This is a genomic window from Bradyrhizobium sp. USDA 372, assembly GCF_053629095.1.
The window spans coordinates 2,730,011-2,743,688 of record NZ_JBRJHR010000001.1 but is presented as its reverse complement, the minus strand read 5'-3'; the positions used below and the strand labels follow the sequence as shown (position 1 = coordinate 2,743,688).

Below are 13,678 nucleotides of genomic sequence, written 5' to 3'. Positions count from 1 at the left end.
GCGGCCGGTGACGACAGACAAGTTAATCGTGGCAGGGCGCAGGGGCCGCTCGCGGCCAAATTCCGGGCATCGGGAGGGCCGTCAGGCGTGCCGGCATCCGATGCCGCGCCTCATCGAGCTTGCCGCCGCGCTCGGGAGGCCAGTTTAAGGAATTGAAATAGTTCTGTTTTTCGTGTTTTCAAGGAGGTGTTGCTTCGTGCGGCGGGCTTCAAGTTCGGCGCACCGCGCTTTCCCTGCCTTGGAGACTGCCATGCCTGCCGCCAGCTACATCGATCCCCGCAACGGAAAGCTCTATCCCCTGGACCAGCCGCGCTGGTGCTCGGACGAGCGCACGCCGCTGCTGGTGACGCCGGGGGCGGGCATCTCGCGCCAGGACATCGATGGCCGGACGCGGTCGCTCTGGCGCTATCGGGCGGCGCTGCCGGTCGAGATCAAGACCCCGATCACGCTCGGCGAGGGTTGCACGCCGCTGGTCCAGCAGGAATGGGGCGCTCTGCGCCCGCTGTTCAAGCTCGAATGGTTCAACCCGACCGGCAGCTTCAAGGATCGCGGCTCGGCGGTGATGCTGTCCTTCCTGCGGCAGATCGGTATCGACGCCATTCTGGAGGATTCCTCCGGCAACGGCGGCTCATCGATGGCCGGCTTGGGTGCGGCCGGCGGCATGCGCGTCAAGATTCTGGCGCCCGCCTCCACGTCGCCGGCGAAGATCGCGCAGGTCCGCGCCTACGGCGCGAGCGTGCAACTCGTGGAGGGCCCGCGCGAGGAATCCGAAGCCGAGGCCATCCGCCAGTCGAGCCAGACCTTCTACGCCAGCCACAATTGGCAGCCGTTCTTCCTCGAAGGCACCAAGTCGCTGGCCTACGAGATCTGGGAAGATCTCGGCTTCCGCGCGCCCGACAACGTCATCGTTCCCGTCGGCGCCGGCAGCAGTCTCCTCGGTTGCGCCTTCGGCTTCCGCGAGCTGTTGAAGGCCGGGCAGATCTCGAAGCTGCCGCGCCTGTTCGCGGCGCAGCCGCTCAACTGCTCGCCGATCGATGCAAGCTTCAAGGCCGGCGTCGATACGCCGGTCGCGCGCGAGGTGAGCAAGACCGTCGCGGAGGGCACCGCGATCAAGTCTCCCCTGCGCCTGCGCGAGATCGTCGCCGCCTTGCGCGAGAGCGGCGGCGGCACCATCGCGCTCACCGAGGACGAGATCGTCGCCGCCCTGCGCCGCCTCGCGCGGCAAGGCCTGTTCGCCGAGCCGACCAGCGCCAGCGCAGCTGCGGCCCTGGACAAGCTCGCGGCTGCCGGGGCCATCAGAGCGAACGAGACCACGGTCGCTGTTCTCACCGGCACGGGCCTGAAAGCCGCGACCACTGTCGCCGATCTCGTGCAATAGAGCCCTTGTGCCGCGGAGCCACGCTAACGCGTTGAACCTTCGGTGTGCGTCGCCAGCCTCATGAAGGTTGAGCTCACGCAAAGGGAGAGTTCCATGACCGCGCAGGATCCGTTTGCAGGTTTCAAGGCCATCCAGAAGGAAGCTTGGTCGCTGTTCACGCCGATGGAGGTTTTCACGACTCCGACCGCGGCCAAGCTGGTCGGTTTTGCCGGCATTGCCGCCGGCCAAAAGCTGCTCGACGTCGGATGCGGCACCGGCGTTGTCGCGATCACGGCCGCGCGCCGCGGTGCGAAGGTCAGGGGTCTCGACCTCTCGCCGGTTCTGATCGAGCGCGCCCGCGAGCACGCAGGGCTGGCGAATCTCGATGTCGACTTCGTCGACGGCGACGCCGAGAGCCTGCCCTATGGCGACAGCGAGTTCGACGTGGTGCTCAGCCAGTTCGGCCACATGTTCGCGCCGCGTCCGGACGTCGCGATCGGCGAGATGCTGCGCGTGCTGAAGCCCGGCGGCACCATCGCCTTCTCCACCTGGCCGCCGCATCTCTATGTCGGCCGCATGTTCGCGCTGGTCGGCCGCCATCTGCCGCCACCCGAGGGCGTCGCATCACCGGCGTTGTGGGGCGATCCGAAAATCGTCGCCGAGCGTCTCGCGGGGAAGGCGAAGGAAATCTCGTTCGAGATGGACATGATGACGCCGTCCACGCTCAGCCCGCAGCATTTCCGCCGCACCATGGAAGCGACGATCGGGCCGTTGATCAAGCTCGTCGCCCAGTACAAGGACGAGCCGGACAAGCTCAGCAGCTTCCGTGCCGAGTTCGAGGCGTTGATCTCGGAGTATTTCGACGCCGGCAACAACGTGATGCGCCAGCAGTTCCTGATGACGAAGGCCAAGAAGGCGTGAGGCGCGATCGAGGGTGAACGCGAGGTCTTCTGAGGATGAGGTTAATCAGCGTCAGTGCTCGTTGACACTGCTGCCGCGCACTCCGCCCTCATCCTGAGGAGCCCGCCCAAAGCGGGCGTCTCGAAGGATGGCCGCAGGGAAAAAGCTCTCAAATGCGACTGCCCTCCCTTGCAAGGGGAGGGCAGTGCGCTTCACTCCTTCAGGTCATTCACCCGCTTCACCCAGGCGCGCACGTCCTTGAGCACGGCGGGCAGCACCGCCTTGACCTCCGCCACGGTCATGCCCGCCTTGATGCGGGGATCGTACAGCAGGTTGAGGATGTACTGGTCGTAGACGTCGAAATAGCCCATCGAGACGTTGTCGTTGAACATGGTCCACGGCACGCTCGTGGTGTCGTTGATCGGCCCGAGCGATTGCAGCAGCTCCTCATAGGCGCAGTCGAGGAAGGTGAAATCGCCGTTGTCGACGGTGAGGATGACGTCGGAATGCTCGATCTCGAAATTGTCGTTCTTGCGGAAGCCGGACAGGCATTGCGGATCGAGCGAGGAGCGGATCTCGCGCGCCTTCTCGGCGCCGTAGAAGCTCGAGATGGTGCGGAAGAGATCGCGGTCGCGCACCAGCTTCACGCGCACGTTCGCCGCTTCGTTGGTCTCGATCATGGCGATGTCGAGATGCTGCACGCGCTTGCCGATGTCGGCCACGACCTTGGCGAGCTGCGTCTTGCGATCGGCGCGGTCGCTCTCGGCGTAGACGCGCACCGGCCCGTCGAACTTGCGGATGCGGTCGACGCGGCCGGCAAGATGGTATTCGGCGCCGAACGCCGTCTTCAGGAAGCCGTCGACGATCTCGCCGTCGGTGAAGCTCTTCTTCTCGGCGCGCTGGCGCGAGGAGATCGCCGGCAGCTCGCCGGCCGCAGCCATGGTAGCGGTGTCAGGCGCACAGGTGAGCGTCACGAGCACCAGCAGGGCGAAGCGAAGGCCGGGCGAGGGCGGGACAGATGCGCTCATCGTCCTGCGACGCTGCCGCATTCGCGCCCCGCGCACAAGACCGCAAATTCACGCGCCCTGCGGGTTCCGGCCGTCGTCGGGCCCTCCTCAACCTCTCCCGCTTGCGGGAGAGGTCGCCGCGTAGCGGCGGGTGAGGGTTCTTTCCTCTGGGGGATTGTCCCGTTGCGGAGAGACCCTCTCCCCAACCCTCTCCCGCAAGCGGGAGAGGGAGCGCACCTCGTGCGTGCGGGCAATTGCGCTTCAGTTGTTCAGCACCACCACCGTGGTGCCGATCGAGACGCGGCTATAGAGGTCGGTGACGTCGTCGTTGGTCATGCGGAAGCAGCCCGAGGAGACGGCCTGACCGATCGTCTCCGGCTCATTGGAGCCGTGGATGCGGTACAGCGTCGAGCCCAGATACATGGCGCGGGCGCCGAGCGGATTCTCGACGCCGCCCTTCATGTGGCGCGGCAGGTCCGGCCGGCGCGCCAGCATCTGCGACGGCGGCGTCCAGTCCGGCCATTCCTTCTTGGCGGTGATCTTGTGCACCCCGCCCCAGCGGAAGCCGTCGCGGCCGACGCCGATGCCGTAGCGCAGCGCCTGCCCGTTCCCGAGCACCAGGTAGAGCCGCCGCTCGGAGGTGTTCACCACGACCGTGCCTGGTGCGTAATTGCCGTTGTACATGACGGTGGTGCGGGGAATCGGGCTCGCACCGTGGCCGAGATAGCCGGTGGAACTGGTGCCCGTGAAGTCTATCATCCCCGCCGCGGATGCGTCGGCTGCGCCAGCCAGCAACAGCGCCATTGCGGTCATCGGTGCGGCAAAAAACCGGATCATCATTTCCCCCAGAAAAAAACGATTCAACCGAAGCCAGAGGCCATATTTGCGCGCGTTCCGCAAGCCACGGGCCCGTGAGGGTCGCATCGTTAACGACTGGCGTTACCAAATCGCAACTGCGCCAATTTGCTGGAAAGCGTTAGCCAAATCCGCGCCTCGTCACGCGGGGCAGGGCCGCAATGCCCGCTATTGCTTTGACGGGCCGCGCGAACAATGATTGACCGAACGGATTACTGGAAACGACGGTTGCGGGAGCAGACAGAATGAACGGTGCGGAAAGCCTGGTGCGGACGATGGTCAAGGGCGGGGTGGACGTCTGCTTCACCAATCCCGGCACCTCCGAGATGCATTTCGTCGCGGCGCTCGACCGTGTCCCGGGCATGCGCTGCGTGCTCGGCCTGTTCGAAGGCGTGGTGACGGGTGCGGCCGACGGCTATTTCCGCATGAAGGGCACGCCTGCCTCGACCCTGCTGCATCTCGGTCCCGGCCTCGCCAACGGCCTTGCCAATCTGCACAACGCCAAGAAGGCCAATTCCGGCATCGTCAACATCGTCGGCCAGCACGCCGTCTACCACATCGGCTACAACGCGCCGCTGACCTCCGACATCGAAGGCCTGGCCCGGCCGATGTCGTCCTGGGTCCGCACCTCCCCGGATTCCAAATCGGTCGCCGCCGACGGCGCCGCCGCGATTGCCGCCGCCAAAAGCGCGCCGCCGCAGATCGCGACCCTGATCCTGCCCGCCGATACCGCCTGGAACGAAGCCGACGGCATTGCCGAGGTTCCGGCCGAGCAGCAGCGCGCGAGCTATTCGCCGCAGGCGGTCGAGCAGGCCGCAAGAATCCTGCACGGCGACGGCGAAGGCACGCTGCTGCTGATGACCGGCAGCGCGCTGAGCGAGCATGGCCTCGCGCTGGCCGAGCGCATCGCCGGCAAGACCGGCTGCACCGTGATGGGCCCGACCTTCCGTCCGAAGATGGCGCGCGGCCGCGGCCGTTTCTCGATCGACCGCATCCACTACGTGATCGAGAACGCGCTGCCGATGCTGGCCAAATTCCGTCATATCGTGCTGGTCGAGTCCGACGATCCCGTGGCGTTCTTCGCCTATCCGAACAAGCCGAGCATGCTCAAGCCGCAGGGCTGCGAGGTGCATCGCATGACCTCCTGGGGCGAGAATTCGGTCGCAGCGCTCGAGGCGCTCGCCGGCGCCGTGAAGGCCAGCACCAGGGACGTCAAGCCGCAGGCTTTGCAGGAGCTGGTCAAGCCGACCGGCGCGCTCACCTTCGCCTCGATCGCGCAGGCCATTGCCTGTGCGATCCCCGAGAACGCCATCATGGTCGACGAATCCCTCACCACCGGCCGCGGCTTCTTCCCGCCGACGGCGGCGGCCGCCCCGCACGACTGGCTGCAGAACATGGGCGGCTCGATCGGCTTCTCGACCCCGCTGTCGATCGGCGCGGCGATCGCCTGCCCGGACCGCAAGGTCATCACCATGGTCGGCGACGGCAGCGCGATGTACACGATCCAGTCGCTGTGGACCCAGGCGCGCGAGAACCTCGACATCGTCACCATCGTGTTCGCCAACCGCATCTACCAGATCCTGCGCGGCGAGTTCGACAATGTCGGCGCCGGCGAGCCCGGCCAGCGCGCCAACGACATGCTCCGCCTCGACCGGCCGACGCTGGACTTCGTGGCGCTGGCCAAGGGCATGGGCGTGCCCGGCCGCGCCGTCACCAACGCCGACGAGTTCAACAAGGCGCTGGCGGAAGCCGTCGCCGAGCCCGGCCCGCGGCTGATCGAAGTTCAGATGTAGGGCGGCAACAGACAGAGCGCCATGAGCCCGGAGGCACGATGCAGACCGAGCTGAACAAGGTGATCGCGGCGCTCCGGGACTTCTACGCCCAAGAGGCTTTCCTGTTCGAGAAGGATGTCGGCGAGCGGGCGGTCACGCACCGCTTCGCCGTGCATCTGGAAAAGCAGTTTTCGGGCTGGTCGGTCGATTGCAATTACGACCGGCTCGGCGAACGCACGCTGCATCTGCCGCACGGCACCATCATCTCGACCGACGACCATCTCGGCAAGTCGATCTACCCCGATGTCGTCGTGCATCAGCGCGAGATCCCGAACAATCTGCTCGCGGTGGAAATTCGCAAGGCGAGCAATCACACGCCGCTCGATCACGATCAGCACAAGCTGCGGGCGCTGACCGACGTCCATGTCTGGTTTCCCTATTGGATCGGCTTGCTGCTGGTGCTGGACAGGCCCCATGTGACGATGTCGGAGGTCTATGTCTCCGGCGCCGTCGACGAGGCACTGTCGCGCTGGTTCGCGACGCGGCTGGAGGAGACCGGCCTCGGGGCGCGCGCATAGGAGGGCGCGGCGGCGCAGTGACGCGCGCTGCGATGTCAGACGATAGGCCATGCCGGTAATGTGATCCCCACCACAGTTCCGGCATGGGATAGGACCTATTGTCTACGGACTTGCACGCGTCGATGCCGGAGGCCTACGCTGGCCCATTCGGATCAGGCATATTGGAGGTTCTGATGCAGAAATCATATTTGCTGGCTGCGACGGCAGCGCTGGTGCTCATGGTGCAATCGCCGCTCGCACTGGCGCAGGGCGCTCCCGCCACGGGCGGAACCGCCGCGCCTGCCGCGACAAGCACTGCGCCGGCTGCGACGACGACAGCGCCGAGCGCGACCACCGACACGTCCAGCCAGCCCACTGACGGCAAGAAGAGCGCATCGAAGAAGCCGGCGAAGAAGAAGATGACCCGGCAGCAGGAGATCGATCATTCGATCGACACCGGCACCGTGCCGGCGCGCTACCGCAGCTCGGTGCCCAAGCAGTACCAGCAGTACATTCCGTTCGACAAACGGTAACGGATCGCACGGCGGCGCGACGTGAGCGAACGTGGTGCCGCCGATCATTCGACCCGGGGGGAATGATGAGTGACGAGGTGAAGGATGCCGGCCTTGTGGCCATGATCAGCAGCATCCTGGGAGGCAACAAGCGCGCAGACCATGTTGCACCGCCGCCGCTCGCCGAGGTTCCGCCGATTGTGCCGGCCGATCCCGTGGAGCCGGTCGAGAGGTCCAGGTCCGATGCGGCCGCGGCCAAGGCCGAGCGCGCGCCCGATGCGGCGCCGGCGGCCACCAGGCCGGCCGAGCCGCCCGAGCCAATCGCAACCACGCGGGACGGCAAGCGCCTGCTGCCGGCGGAGGCAATCGCGGATCTCGTGCTCGGCGAGCTGCGCAAGCTGGAAAACTTCCCGAGCTCCGGCGTTTCGGTTACGGTCTATGGTTACCGGCACTGGAACGCGATGCTGACCTTCGCGCCGTTCTCGACCAGTTTCCAGAACGCAACCCGGTTCCGTCAGGCCGTGCCGGACCTCGTCTTCAAGCTCCGCCGTTTCGTCGAACTTGAGATATAGTCTCGGTCGTCGGCGCCACACGGCGTCGCCAACGAAACAGTTCGACAGGATCTTCAATTGAGCGTCGCCTTCACCAAGGAAGAGAGCGCCGAAACTGCGTCCGAGACGCTGTTGCCGGACCGCCCGATCTCGCCGCATCCGAACCTCGTGACGGAAGCAGGCTTCAAGGCGCTGCAGACGCAGCTTGCCGAAGCGCGCGCGGCCTACGAAGCCGCGCAAGCCATCGAGGACGTCAACGAGAAGCGCCGGCAGTCGGCCGTGCCCCTGCGCGATCTCCGCTATCTCACCGAACGCTTGCGCACGGCCCAGGTGATGACCGATCCTGTCGCGACCGAAATCGTCGCCTTCGGCAGCACCGTGAGCTTCAGTCGCGCCGACGGCCGGGTGCAGACCTACCGCATCGTCGGCGAGGACGAGGCCGATCCCAAGGCCGGCTCGATATCGTTCGTCGCGCCGGTCGCGAGGTCGCTGATGGGCAAGGCGGTCGGCGACGTCGTCGGCTCTGGCGCGCAGGAGATCGAGATTCTATCGATCTCGTAGGGTGCGCCAACCCAGGTGCGGTTGCGTGGCAAAGAGCGCCATCGACAGCATCAAGCCCATTGGCCTAAAGCATGATCCGGAACAGCGCGAGGCCGTCGTCTCCGCCAAACAAAGCTTGATGATTGGATGAGACGGTTTTTGTCGGGAGCGCTGCCGTTCTACGCGCTGGCTGCCCTCGCCATGTGCATGTACCTCGTACTTTACAGGACGAGCCTGTTCGACTTGAACGCCATCGTCCATGGCGCGACCGGGTCGGCATGGTTTCCGGCCTTCATGTTCGTCTGCGTGCTGGTGGAAGCGGTCTTTCCGTATTTCGGCTATTTTCCCGGCACCGCCCTCATCCTGATGTCCGTGGCGCTCAGTCCGAAGGCCGTGGATGGCTCCGTCTTTGTCGCGGCGTGGCTCGCCATCATCCTGGGCGCCGTTCTCAGCTACGGACAGGCTCGTTTCTTCCGGCCGTTCCTGCAGCGGGTGGCCTCGAAGGCGGCCCTGCGCCGATGCGAGTCCTTGTTCGACGCCTATGGCCCCTATGCCCGCATTGCCTTGTTCGTTCATCCCAACGCCTGCGCGATGTATTTCACGGCGCTCGGACTGCTCGGCCGCAGCCTGAGGCGCGAGCTCGCTTATCTCGGCGTGGGTGCGGCGGCGGCGGTGGGCATTCTGTTCCTCATCGTGACCAGGCTGGTGTCGTCCATCGGCCCCACCGACGATGGCGAATTGCAGGTGCTGCTGGCCGCCGCGCTGGTTGCCATCGGGACACTGATCGGTCTCTACACGGCCTGGCGGCCACAGCGCGCGGCGTGAAATGCCGCTCTCCGCCGTCATTGCGAGGAGCTCTTGCGACGAAGCAATCCAGAGTCTTTCCGCAGAGGGATTCTGGATTGCTTCGCTGCGCTCGCAATGACGAGGATTACATCGTGCGTTACACCTCCGGCAGCGCAACGCCCGTCAGCTCGCTCAATTGGCCGATGAGCTGGTCCTGAAATCTCGGATCGGTCGCCTCGCGGGCCGGCTCTTGCTGCTCGAGATGATGCCAGTAGCGTCCGCTCACCCGCGCCGCGTGATCCTCGCTCACCGCCAGCCAGGTCTGGGTCCGTTGCCCCGTGTCGATATCGACCGGGGCGCCCGCGCCGCCCATCTTCGTGCGCACCCAACCGGGATCGACGGCGTTGCAGAGGACGTTGGGCCAGCGCCGCGCCAGCGCGTAGGCGAGCGCGACGACGTGCAGCTTGCTCTCGGCATAGGCCTTGGCCGCATTCCAGGCCCGCTTGGTCCAATCGAGGTCGTCGAGCGAGCCCTCTCCGCCGCGGTGCAATCCGCTGCTGAGATAGATCAATCGGGCGGGCCGCGCGATCAGGGCCGTCAGCATGAACGGCGCAAGCGTGTTGATGGCCAGCGTCTTCGCATGGCCTTCCGGCGTCGCGCCGCGGCTCGGCCGCGTGTAGACGCCGGCATTGTGGATGACCGCATCCATGCGCCCGATCGCGTTGACCTGGTCGGCGATGCTCCGCGTCTCCTCGGCGCTTCTGAGATCGCCGATCACCAATCCCCGGGCGCGCGAAGTGAGCCCGCCGAGGGCCGCAGCACGATCGGCCGAACGCGCGTGCAGCACGACGTGGTGGCCCCGATCGAGGAGCGATTGCGCCGCCGCCCGGCCGAGGCCATCCGTGCTGCCGGTGATGAAGATAATTGCCATACGCGCGTTCTCGACTTTGTCGCGCGCAGTGTACCGCGCTCTCGCATCATTTCCGATACTGTTCGTCGCTCACCTTCTCCAGCCAATCCACATTCCTGCCTCCGGACGATTCCTGAATGGCGATGTGGGTCATCGCCGTCGTCGGCGACGCGCCATGCCAGTGCTTCAGTCCCGGCGGAAACCAGACGACATCGCCGGGCCTGATTTCCTCGACCGGGCCACCCTCGCGCTGCACCCAGCCGAGCCCGGCCGTGACGATGAGGGTCTGACCGAGCGGATGCGTGTGCCACGCAGTCCGGGCGCCGGGCTCGAACGTGACCTGGCCGGCGCCGACCCGGGCCGGCTCCGGGGCCTGGAATAGCGGGTCGACGCGCACGGTGCCAGTGAACCAGTCCTGGGAGCCCTTCTGCGAGGGGCGCGATCCGTTTCTCTTGATGTCAATGTCCATGCGAATCTCCTGTGTTGCTTCAAACGCGCGCGCCTGCGAAAATGCGAGAGCTACGCTACCCGCGATGAGTACGTCTCGTCGTGTGATCACGGCATGTCTCCGCTCAGTGTGGCCGCTTCTCGATCACGCCCTTGATGACCGGCGCCGCGGAGAATGCGTTGGGCCAGCCGGCGTAGAAGGCGAGGTGGCCGAGTACCTCGCCCGCTTCCTCCCGCGTCAACCCGTTATCCATCGCACGGTTCAGATGGTAGGTGATCTGCGCGACCTGGCCGGTCGCGATCAGAGCGCTCACGGTGACGAGGCTGCGGTCGCGCGGCGCTAGCGCCGGTCTGAGCCAGAGATCGCGGAACAGCACGTCGGTCGTGTACTGGACCAGGCTTGGCGTGACCTGCCCGAACTCCTCGCCGACGCGGGTCGCCCGCTGTTTCTCCGCAGCCTCGTCGAGCGGCAGCTGTGGCCCCGAAGCCGGGGGGAGTTGATCCGCTCCGATGTTGCGATTCCTGAACACCGCTCTCGTCGGCGGAATCGCATCCATCGCATTCGCCCAGCCGGTGTAGAACGCCAGGTGCGTGATGATCTCCGATATCTCCGACGGCTTCACGCCGTTGTCGAGCGCGAGTGCCAGGTAGTAGGGAAGCTCGACGGTTCGATCGCGCGCGATCAGCGCGGCGACGGTGACGATGCTGCGGTCCCGGCGCGAAAGCCCCGGTCTGTTCCACAGATCGCCGGCGACGAACTTTTGCGCATAGCCTTCGAGTGCTGGAGCGACGGCGCGGACGTCTTCCGGCTTTAAAATGGCATTTGCTCCTTCGATGGACGGCTGTCCAGCGGCGGCCGCGCGGGCGAACAGGCAGAATGAAAACAGGGTTGCAGCGAGCATTCTCATGGTGGGGATCCTTCTGAGGTTGTGGGGTGTGCCATCAGCCACATCGCCACCAGCGCGGCTCCGAGCACGGTCATGGCGCTCGCGAGAAACGCCATGTTCAGTCGCGCGCCGCCGGCGATCACTCCGAGCGCCGGGCTCGCGAGCCCTTGCGCCAGATCCAGGAACGCCGTGTAGGCGCCCATGGCGAGGCCGCGGTTCTGGGCCGGAACGCGTCGCACCGCTTCGACGCCGAAGCCCGGATAGACCAGCGAAAAGCCGAAGCCGGTGAGCGCGGCGCCGGCAAGCGCCATCTCGGGCCGGTCGGCGAGCCAGATCAGCGCCTGGCCGGCGGCTTCGATCACCGCGCAGACGAGCGCGACCTGGGCACCGCCGACCGCGTCGGCAAGGTGACTGAACAACACGCGCGCGAGGATGAAGGCGACCGCATAGAAGGTATAGGCAAGCCAGCCATAGGCCCATCCATGAACAGCGAACAGCAATGCAGCGAACGTGGTGACGGCACCGAACCCGACGCTGCCGAGGGCCGAGCCGAAGCCGGGCAGCCATACCGAGGCGATGACTTGCCCGAACGAGAGACGGGCGTGGTGCACCGGGGCGACGGCGGGAAGCGGCATGACGAGCAGCAGCGTCAACAACGGAGCCATCACAGTGGCAAGCGCGATCGCGGCAAAGCCGTAGGCGGCATGCAGTGCGGAACCTGCGGGCGCACCAATCGCGAAGGCGGCGAACATCGCCGATCCCACCCGAGCGATGACCTTGCCCGTGCTGCTTGGATCGGCGAGCGCCAGGCCCCAGCTCACGGCGGCGGTGATGATGAAGCTCTCGGCCGCCCCGAGCAGGGCGCGGCCCAGCAGCAATATCGAAACCGACACCAGCGGGGCTTGGGTGAAGCCGAGCGAGACCAGGTAAAACAATCCGGAGACTGCGGCACCTATGAGGCCCACGATCACGCCGCGCCTTGCTCCGCAACGATCCGAGAAGTGGCCGGCCCACGGCCGGAAGATCAGCGAAGCTGCAAACTGGCTGCCGGCGACGAGCCCGACCACGAATGTATCGAGCCCCAATCCCTCGTGGACATGAAGCGGCAGGACCGGCATCGCGACGCCAACGACGAAGAACGCGACGAACACCACGCCCATGATCGGAATCAGGGTCGCCGTGGCGCGGAGCGATGCGACGGGCTGCGTGGCTGTAACCGTCATGGTGACTCAAAGCTCCTGATGGCTGCTGAGAACCTAGGGCCTTCGCTCGCCTGCGATTAGGTGATAGATTCCGAATGCAGTCATTAGCTGGGCTTATGAATGAATCGGGACGACGCCAGCGATCTCCTCGCATTCCTCGCGGTGGCGCGAGAGCGCAGCTTCACGCGCGCCGCGGCAAAGCTCGGCATGACGCAATCCGCTCTCAGTCAGATCATCCGCAATCTGGAGGAGCGACTCGGGGTTCGCCTGTTGAACCGGACGACGCGGAGCGTCACGCCGACCCAGGCCGGCGAGCGGCTGTTCCTGAGCGTCGGTCCGAAGTTCACCGAGATGGACGCCGAACTTGCGGCGCTGAGCGAGCTGCGCGAGAAGCCGGCCGGAACCGTCAGATTGACGGCTACGGAGTTTGCCGCTTCCGAGATCCTGCTGCCGGCGCTGGCGAAGCTCTTGTCCAAATACCCTGATATCCAGGTCGAGATCATCATCGACTACGGCCTCACCAACATCGTGGCGCAGCAGGTCGATGCGGGCATCCGCCCCGGCGAACTCGTCGCCAAGGACATGATCGCTGTGCGCGTCAGCCCAGATCTTCGCATGGCCGTGGTCGGATCACCCGCCTATTTCGCCGATCGTAAGCGGCCGAGGACGCCCCAGGATCTGACCCACCACAATTGCCTCAACCTGCGTCTGCCGACCCATGGTGGCAGCCTCTATGCCTGGGAGTTCGAGAAGAACGGGCGGGAGCTCAATGTGCGCGTGGAGGGCCAGCTCGTGTTCAACAGCGCGGGTCTTCTTCTGGATGGTGCGTTGAAGGGCCTTGGCCTCGCCTACCTCACGGAGGGACATGTGCAGCCCTACCTGTCCCAGGGCCATCTGGTCCGCGTGCTTTCGGATTGGTGCCCGCCATTCTCGGGATACCATCTCTACTATCCCTCCCGGCGCCAGCCTTCACCGGCCTTCTCGCTGCTCGTGGACGCGCTCCGCTATCGCGGCAGGTAGGATGTCTTCTGACTCCAGCACAAATGGCATGTCCCAGGGACGTGGCCTTTGCGCCAGAGGTTTCCCTCCAGCTCGGCGGCGGCATTGGTCACGACATGGTTACGCGGCCCACGCCGGCCGCCGGCATTTTGCGAGCGCCGTTGCACTTGGCGCAGCATTGGGGCCCGAGACTCCTCAAGGCCTGCTGCCATGCGGCACAAAACGCGTCGGCCTGCAGCGGTAATTTGTGGAACTCGTCGCTTCTTGGATCGCGCAGGCGAATTGACGCGTAGTCGATCGAAAATCAACTCACGGTACCTCTGGTCGAAAGCACCTGATGGTGGAATAATTCCCGACACATTCTTGATTAGATTTTGACGTCGGCCGCGAACCGGC

Annotated in this window: 16 protein-coding genes; 10 read left to right on the top strand and 6 right to left on the bottom strand. The window is 65.6% G+C overall.

The window, feature by feature from the left end; all coding sequences use genetic code 11:
- Positions 1-250 precede the first annotated feature (250 nt).
- Complete coding sequence (locus tag AB7M16_RS13050; RefSeq protein WP_453944138.1) at positions 251-1,378, top strand: threonine synthase; 1,128 nt, start codon at positions 251-253, stop codon at positions 1,376-1,378.
- Between the two features lie 93 nt (positions 1,379-1,471).
- Positions 1,472-2,278, top strand: coding sequence for a class I SAM-dependent methyltransferase (locus AB7M16_RS13045; RefSeq protein WP_212260427.1), 807 nt, complete (start codon positions 1,472-1,474; stop codon positions 2,276-2,278).
- 191 nt (positions 2,279-2,469) lie between these two features.
- Here AB7M16_RS13045 and AB7M16_RS13040 read toward each other — a convergent pair whose 3' ends face one another.
- Positions 2,470-3,285, bottom strand: a complete 816-nt coding sequence (locus AB7M16_RS13040) for a DUF2927 domain-containing protein (protein ID WP_409241888.1) — start codon at positions 3,283-3,285, stop codon at positions 2,470-2,472.
- 240 nt (positions 3,286-3,525) lie between these two features.
- The gene (locus AB7M16_RS13035; protein ID WP_453944137.1) at positions 3,526-4,101 is read right to left on the bottom strand and encodes a L,D-transpeptidase; all 576 of its coding nucleotides are present in this window, start codon (positions 4,099-4,101) and stop codon (positions 3,526-3,528) included.
- Here AB7M16_RS13035 and AB7M16_RS13030 point away from each other — a divergent pair.
- From AB7M16_RS13030 to AB7M16_RS13000, 7 genes are all read left to right on the top strand, one after another.
- On the top strand, positions 4,010-4,318 hold the full coding sequence (locus AB7M16_RS13030; RefSeq protein ID WP_212260444.1) for a hypothetical protein: 309 nt from the start codon (positions 4,010-4,012) through the stop codon (positions 4,316-4,318). The two genes, AB7M16_RS13035 and AB7M16_RS13030, sit on opposite strands and share 92 nt — an antisense overlap.
- A 46-nt stretch (positions 4,319-4,364) precedes the next feature.
- Entirely contained in the window at positions 4,365-5,912 is a 1,548-nt protein-coding gene (locus AB7M16_RS13025) for an acetolactate synthase large subunit (RefSeq protein ID WP_172788401.1), read from the top strand.
- A 38-nt stretch (positions 5,913-5,950) separates the two neighbouring features.
- Entirely contained in the window at positions 5,951-6,469 is a 519-nt protein-coding gene (locus AB7M16_RS13020) for a hypothetical protein (protein WP_172788464.1), read from the top strand.
- Between the two features lie 173 nt (positions 6,470-6,642).
- Entirely contained in the window at positions 6,643-6,981 is a 339-nt protein-coding gene (locus AB7M16_RS13015; protein ID WP_172788400.1) for a hypothetical protein, read from the top strand.
- Positions 6,982-7,046: 65 nt separating this feature from the next.
- The gene (locus tag AB7M16_RS13010; RefSeq protein WP_212260423.1) at positions 7,047-7,532 is read left to right on the top strand and encodes a hypothetical protein; all 486 of its coding nucleotides are present in this window, start codon (positions 7,047-7,049) and stop codon (positions 7,530-7,532) included.
- Positions 7,533-7,589: 57 nt separating this feature from the next.
- Entirely contained in the window at positions 7,590-8,072 is a 483-nt protein-coding gene (gene greA / locus AB7M16_RS13005) for a transcription elongation factor GreA (protein WP_260382282.1), read from the top strand.
- 126 nt (positions 8,073-8,198) lie between these two features.
- Positions 8,199-8,876, top strand: a complete 678-nt coding sequence (locus AB7M16_RS13000) for an SNARE-associated domain-containing protein (RefSeq protein ID WP_172788397.1) — start codon at positions 8,199-8,201, stop codon at positions 8,874-8,876.
- A 118-nt stretch (positions 8,877-8,994) separates the two neighbouring features.
- Here AB7M16_RS13000 and AB7M16_RS12995 read toward each other — a convergent pair whose 3' ends face one another.
- From AB7M16_RS12995 to AB7M16_RS12980, 4 genes are all read right to left on the bottom strand, one after another.
- Positions 8,995-9,768, bottom strand: a complete 774-nt coding sequence (locus tag AB7M16_RS12995; RefSeq protein ID WP_453944136.1) for an SDR family NAD(P)-dependent oxidoreductase — start codon at positions 9,766-9,768, stop codon at positions 8,995-8,997.
- Positions 9,769-9,814: 46 nt separating this feature from the next.
- Positions 9,815-10,210, bottom strand: a complete 396-nt coding sequence (locus AB7M16_RS12990) for a (R)-mandelonitrile lyase (protein WP_453947172.1) — start codon at positions 10,208-10,210, stop codon at positions 9,815-9,817.
- Between the two features lie 109 nt (positions 10,211-10,319).
- On the bottom strand, positions 10,320-11,102 hold the full coding sequence (locus tag AB7M16_RS12985) for a carboxymuconolactone decarboxylase family protein (RefSeq protein WP_453944135.1): 783 nt from the start codon (positions 11,100-11,102) through the stop codon (positions 10,320-10,322).
- Positions 11,099-12,304, bottom strand: a complete 1,206-nt coding sequence (locus tag AB7M16_RS12980; RefSeq protein ID WP_453944134.1) for an arabinose transporter — start codon at positions 12,302-12,304, stop codon at positions 11,099-11,101. Before AB7M16_RS12980 ends, AB7M16_RS12985 begins: the two co-directional genes overlap by 4 nt.
- A gap of 99 nt (positions 12,305-12,403) precedes the next feature.
- Here AB7M16_RS12980 and AB7M16_RS12975 point away from each other — a divergent pair, with 99 nt between their 5' ends.
- A complete protein-coding gene (locus AB7M16_RS12975) occupies positions 12,404-13,303 on the top strand; it encodes a LysR family transcriptional regulator (RefSeq protein WP_453944133.1) in 900 nt (299 codons plus the stop codon).
- The last annotated feature ends 375 nt before the right edge of the window (positions 13,304-13,678 follow it).

What these genes read in the sequence shown, in the direction of transcription:
- AB7M16_RS13000 (WP_172788397.1), top strand. Translation starts at nt 8,199, where the DNA reads ATGAGACGGTTTTTGTCGGGAGCGCTGCCGTTCTACGCGCTGGCTGCC.
- AB7M16_RS13045 (WP_212260427.1), top strand. Translation starts at nt 1,472, where the DNA reads ATGACCGCGCAGGATCCGTTTGCAGGTTTCAAGGCCATCCAGAAGGAA.
- AB7M16_RS12985 (WP_453944135.1), bottom strand. Translation starts at nt 11,102, where the DNA reads ATGAGAATGCTCGCTGCAACCCTGTTTTCATTCTGCCTGTTCGCCCGC.
- AB7M16_RS12980 (WP_453944134.1), bottom strand. Translation starts at nt 12,304, where the DNA reads ATGACGGTTACAGCCACGCAGCCCGTCGCATCGCTCCGCGCCACGGCG.
- AB7M16_RS12995 (WP_453944136.1), bottom strand. Translation starts at nt 9,768, where the DNA reads ATGGCAATTATCTTCATCACCGGCAGCACGGATGGCCTCGGCCGGGCG.
- AB7M16_RS13010 (WP_212260423.1), top strand. Translation starts at nt 7,047, where the DNA reads ATGAGTGACGAGGTGAAGGATGCCGGCCTTGTGGCCATGATCAGCAGC.
- AB7M16_RS12975 (WP_453944133.1), top strand. Translation starts at nt 12,404, where the DNA reads ATGAATCGGGACGACGCCAGCGATCTCCTCGCATTCCTCGCGGTGGCG.
- AB7M16_RS13015 (WP_172788400.1), top strand. Translation starts at nt 6,643, where the DNA reads ATGCAGAAATCATATTTGCTGGCTGCGACGGCAGCGCTGGTGCTCATG.
- AB7M16_RS13020 (WP_172788464.1), top strand. Translation starts at nt 5,951, where the DNA reads ATGCAGACCGAGCTGAACAAGGTGATCGCGGCGCTCCGGGACTTCTAC.
- AB7M16_RS13040 (WP_409241888.1), bottom strand. Translation starts at nt 3,285, where the DNA reads ATGAGCGCATCTGTCCCGCCCTCGCCCGGCCTTCGCTTCGCCCTGCTG.
- AB7M16_RS13050 (WP_453944138.1), top strand. Translation starts at nt 251, where the DNA reads ATGCCTGCCGCCAGCTACATCGATCCCCGCAACGGAAAGCTCTATCCC.
- AB7M16_RS13035 (WP_453944137.1), bottom strand. Translation starts at nt 4,101, where the DNA reads ATGATCCGGTTTTTTGCCGCACCGATGACCGCAATGGCGCTGTTGCTG.
- AB7M16_RS13025 (WP_172788401.1), top strand. Translation starts at nt 4,365, where the DNA reads ATGAACGGTGCGGAAAGCCTGGTGCGGACGATGGTCAAGGGCGGGGTG.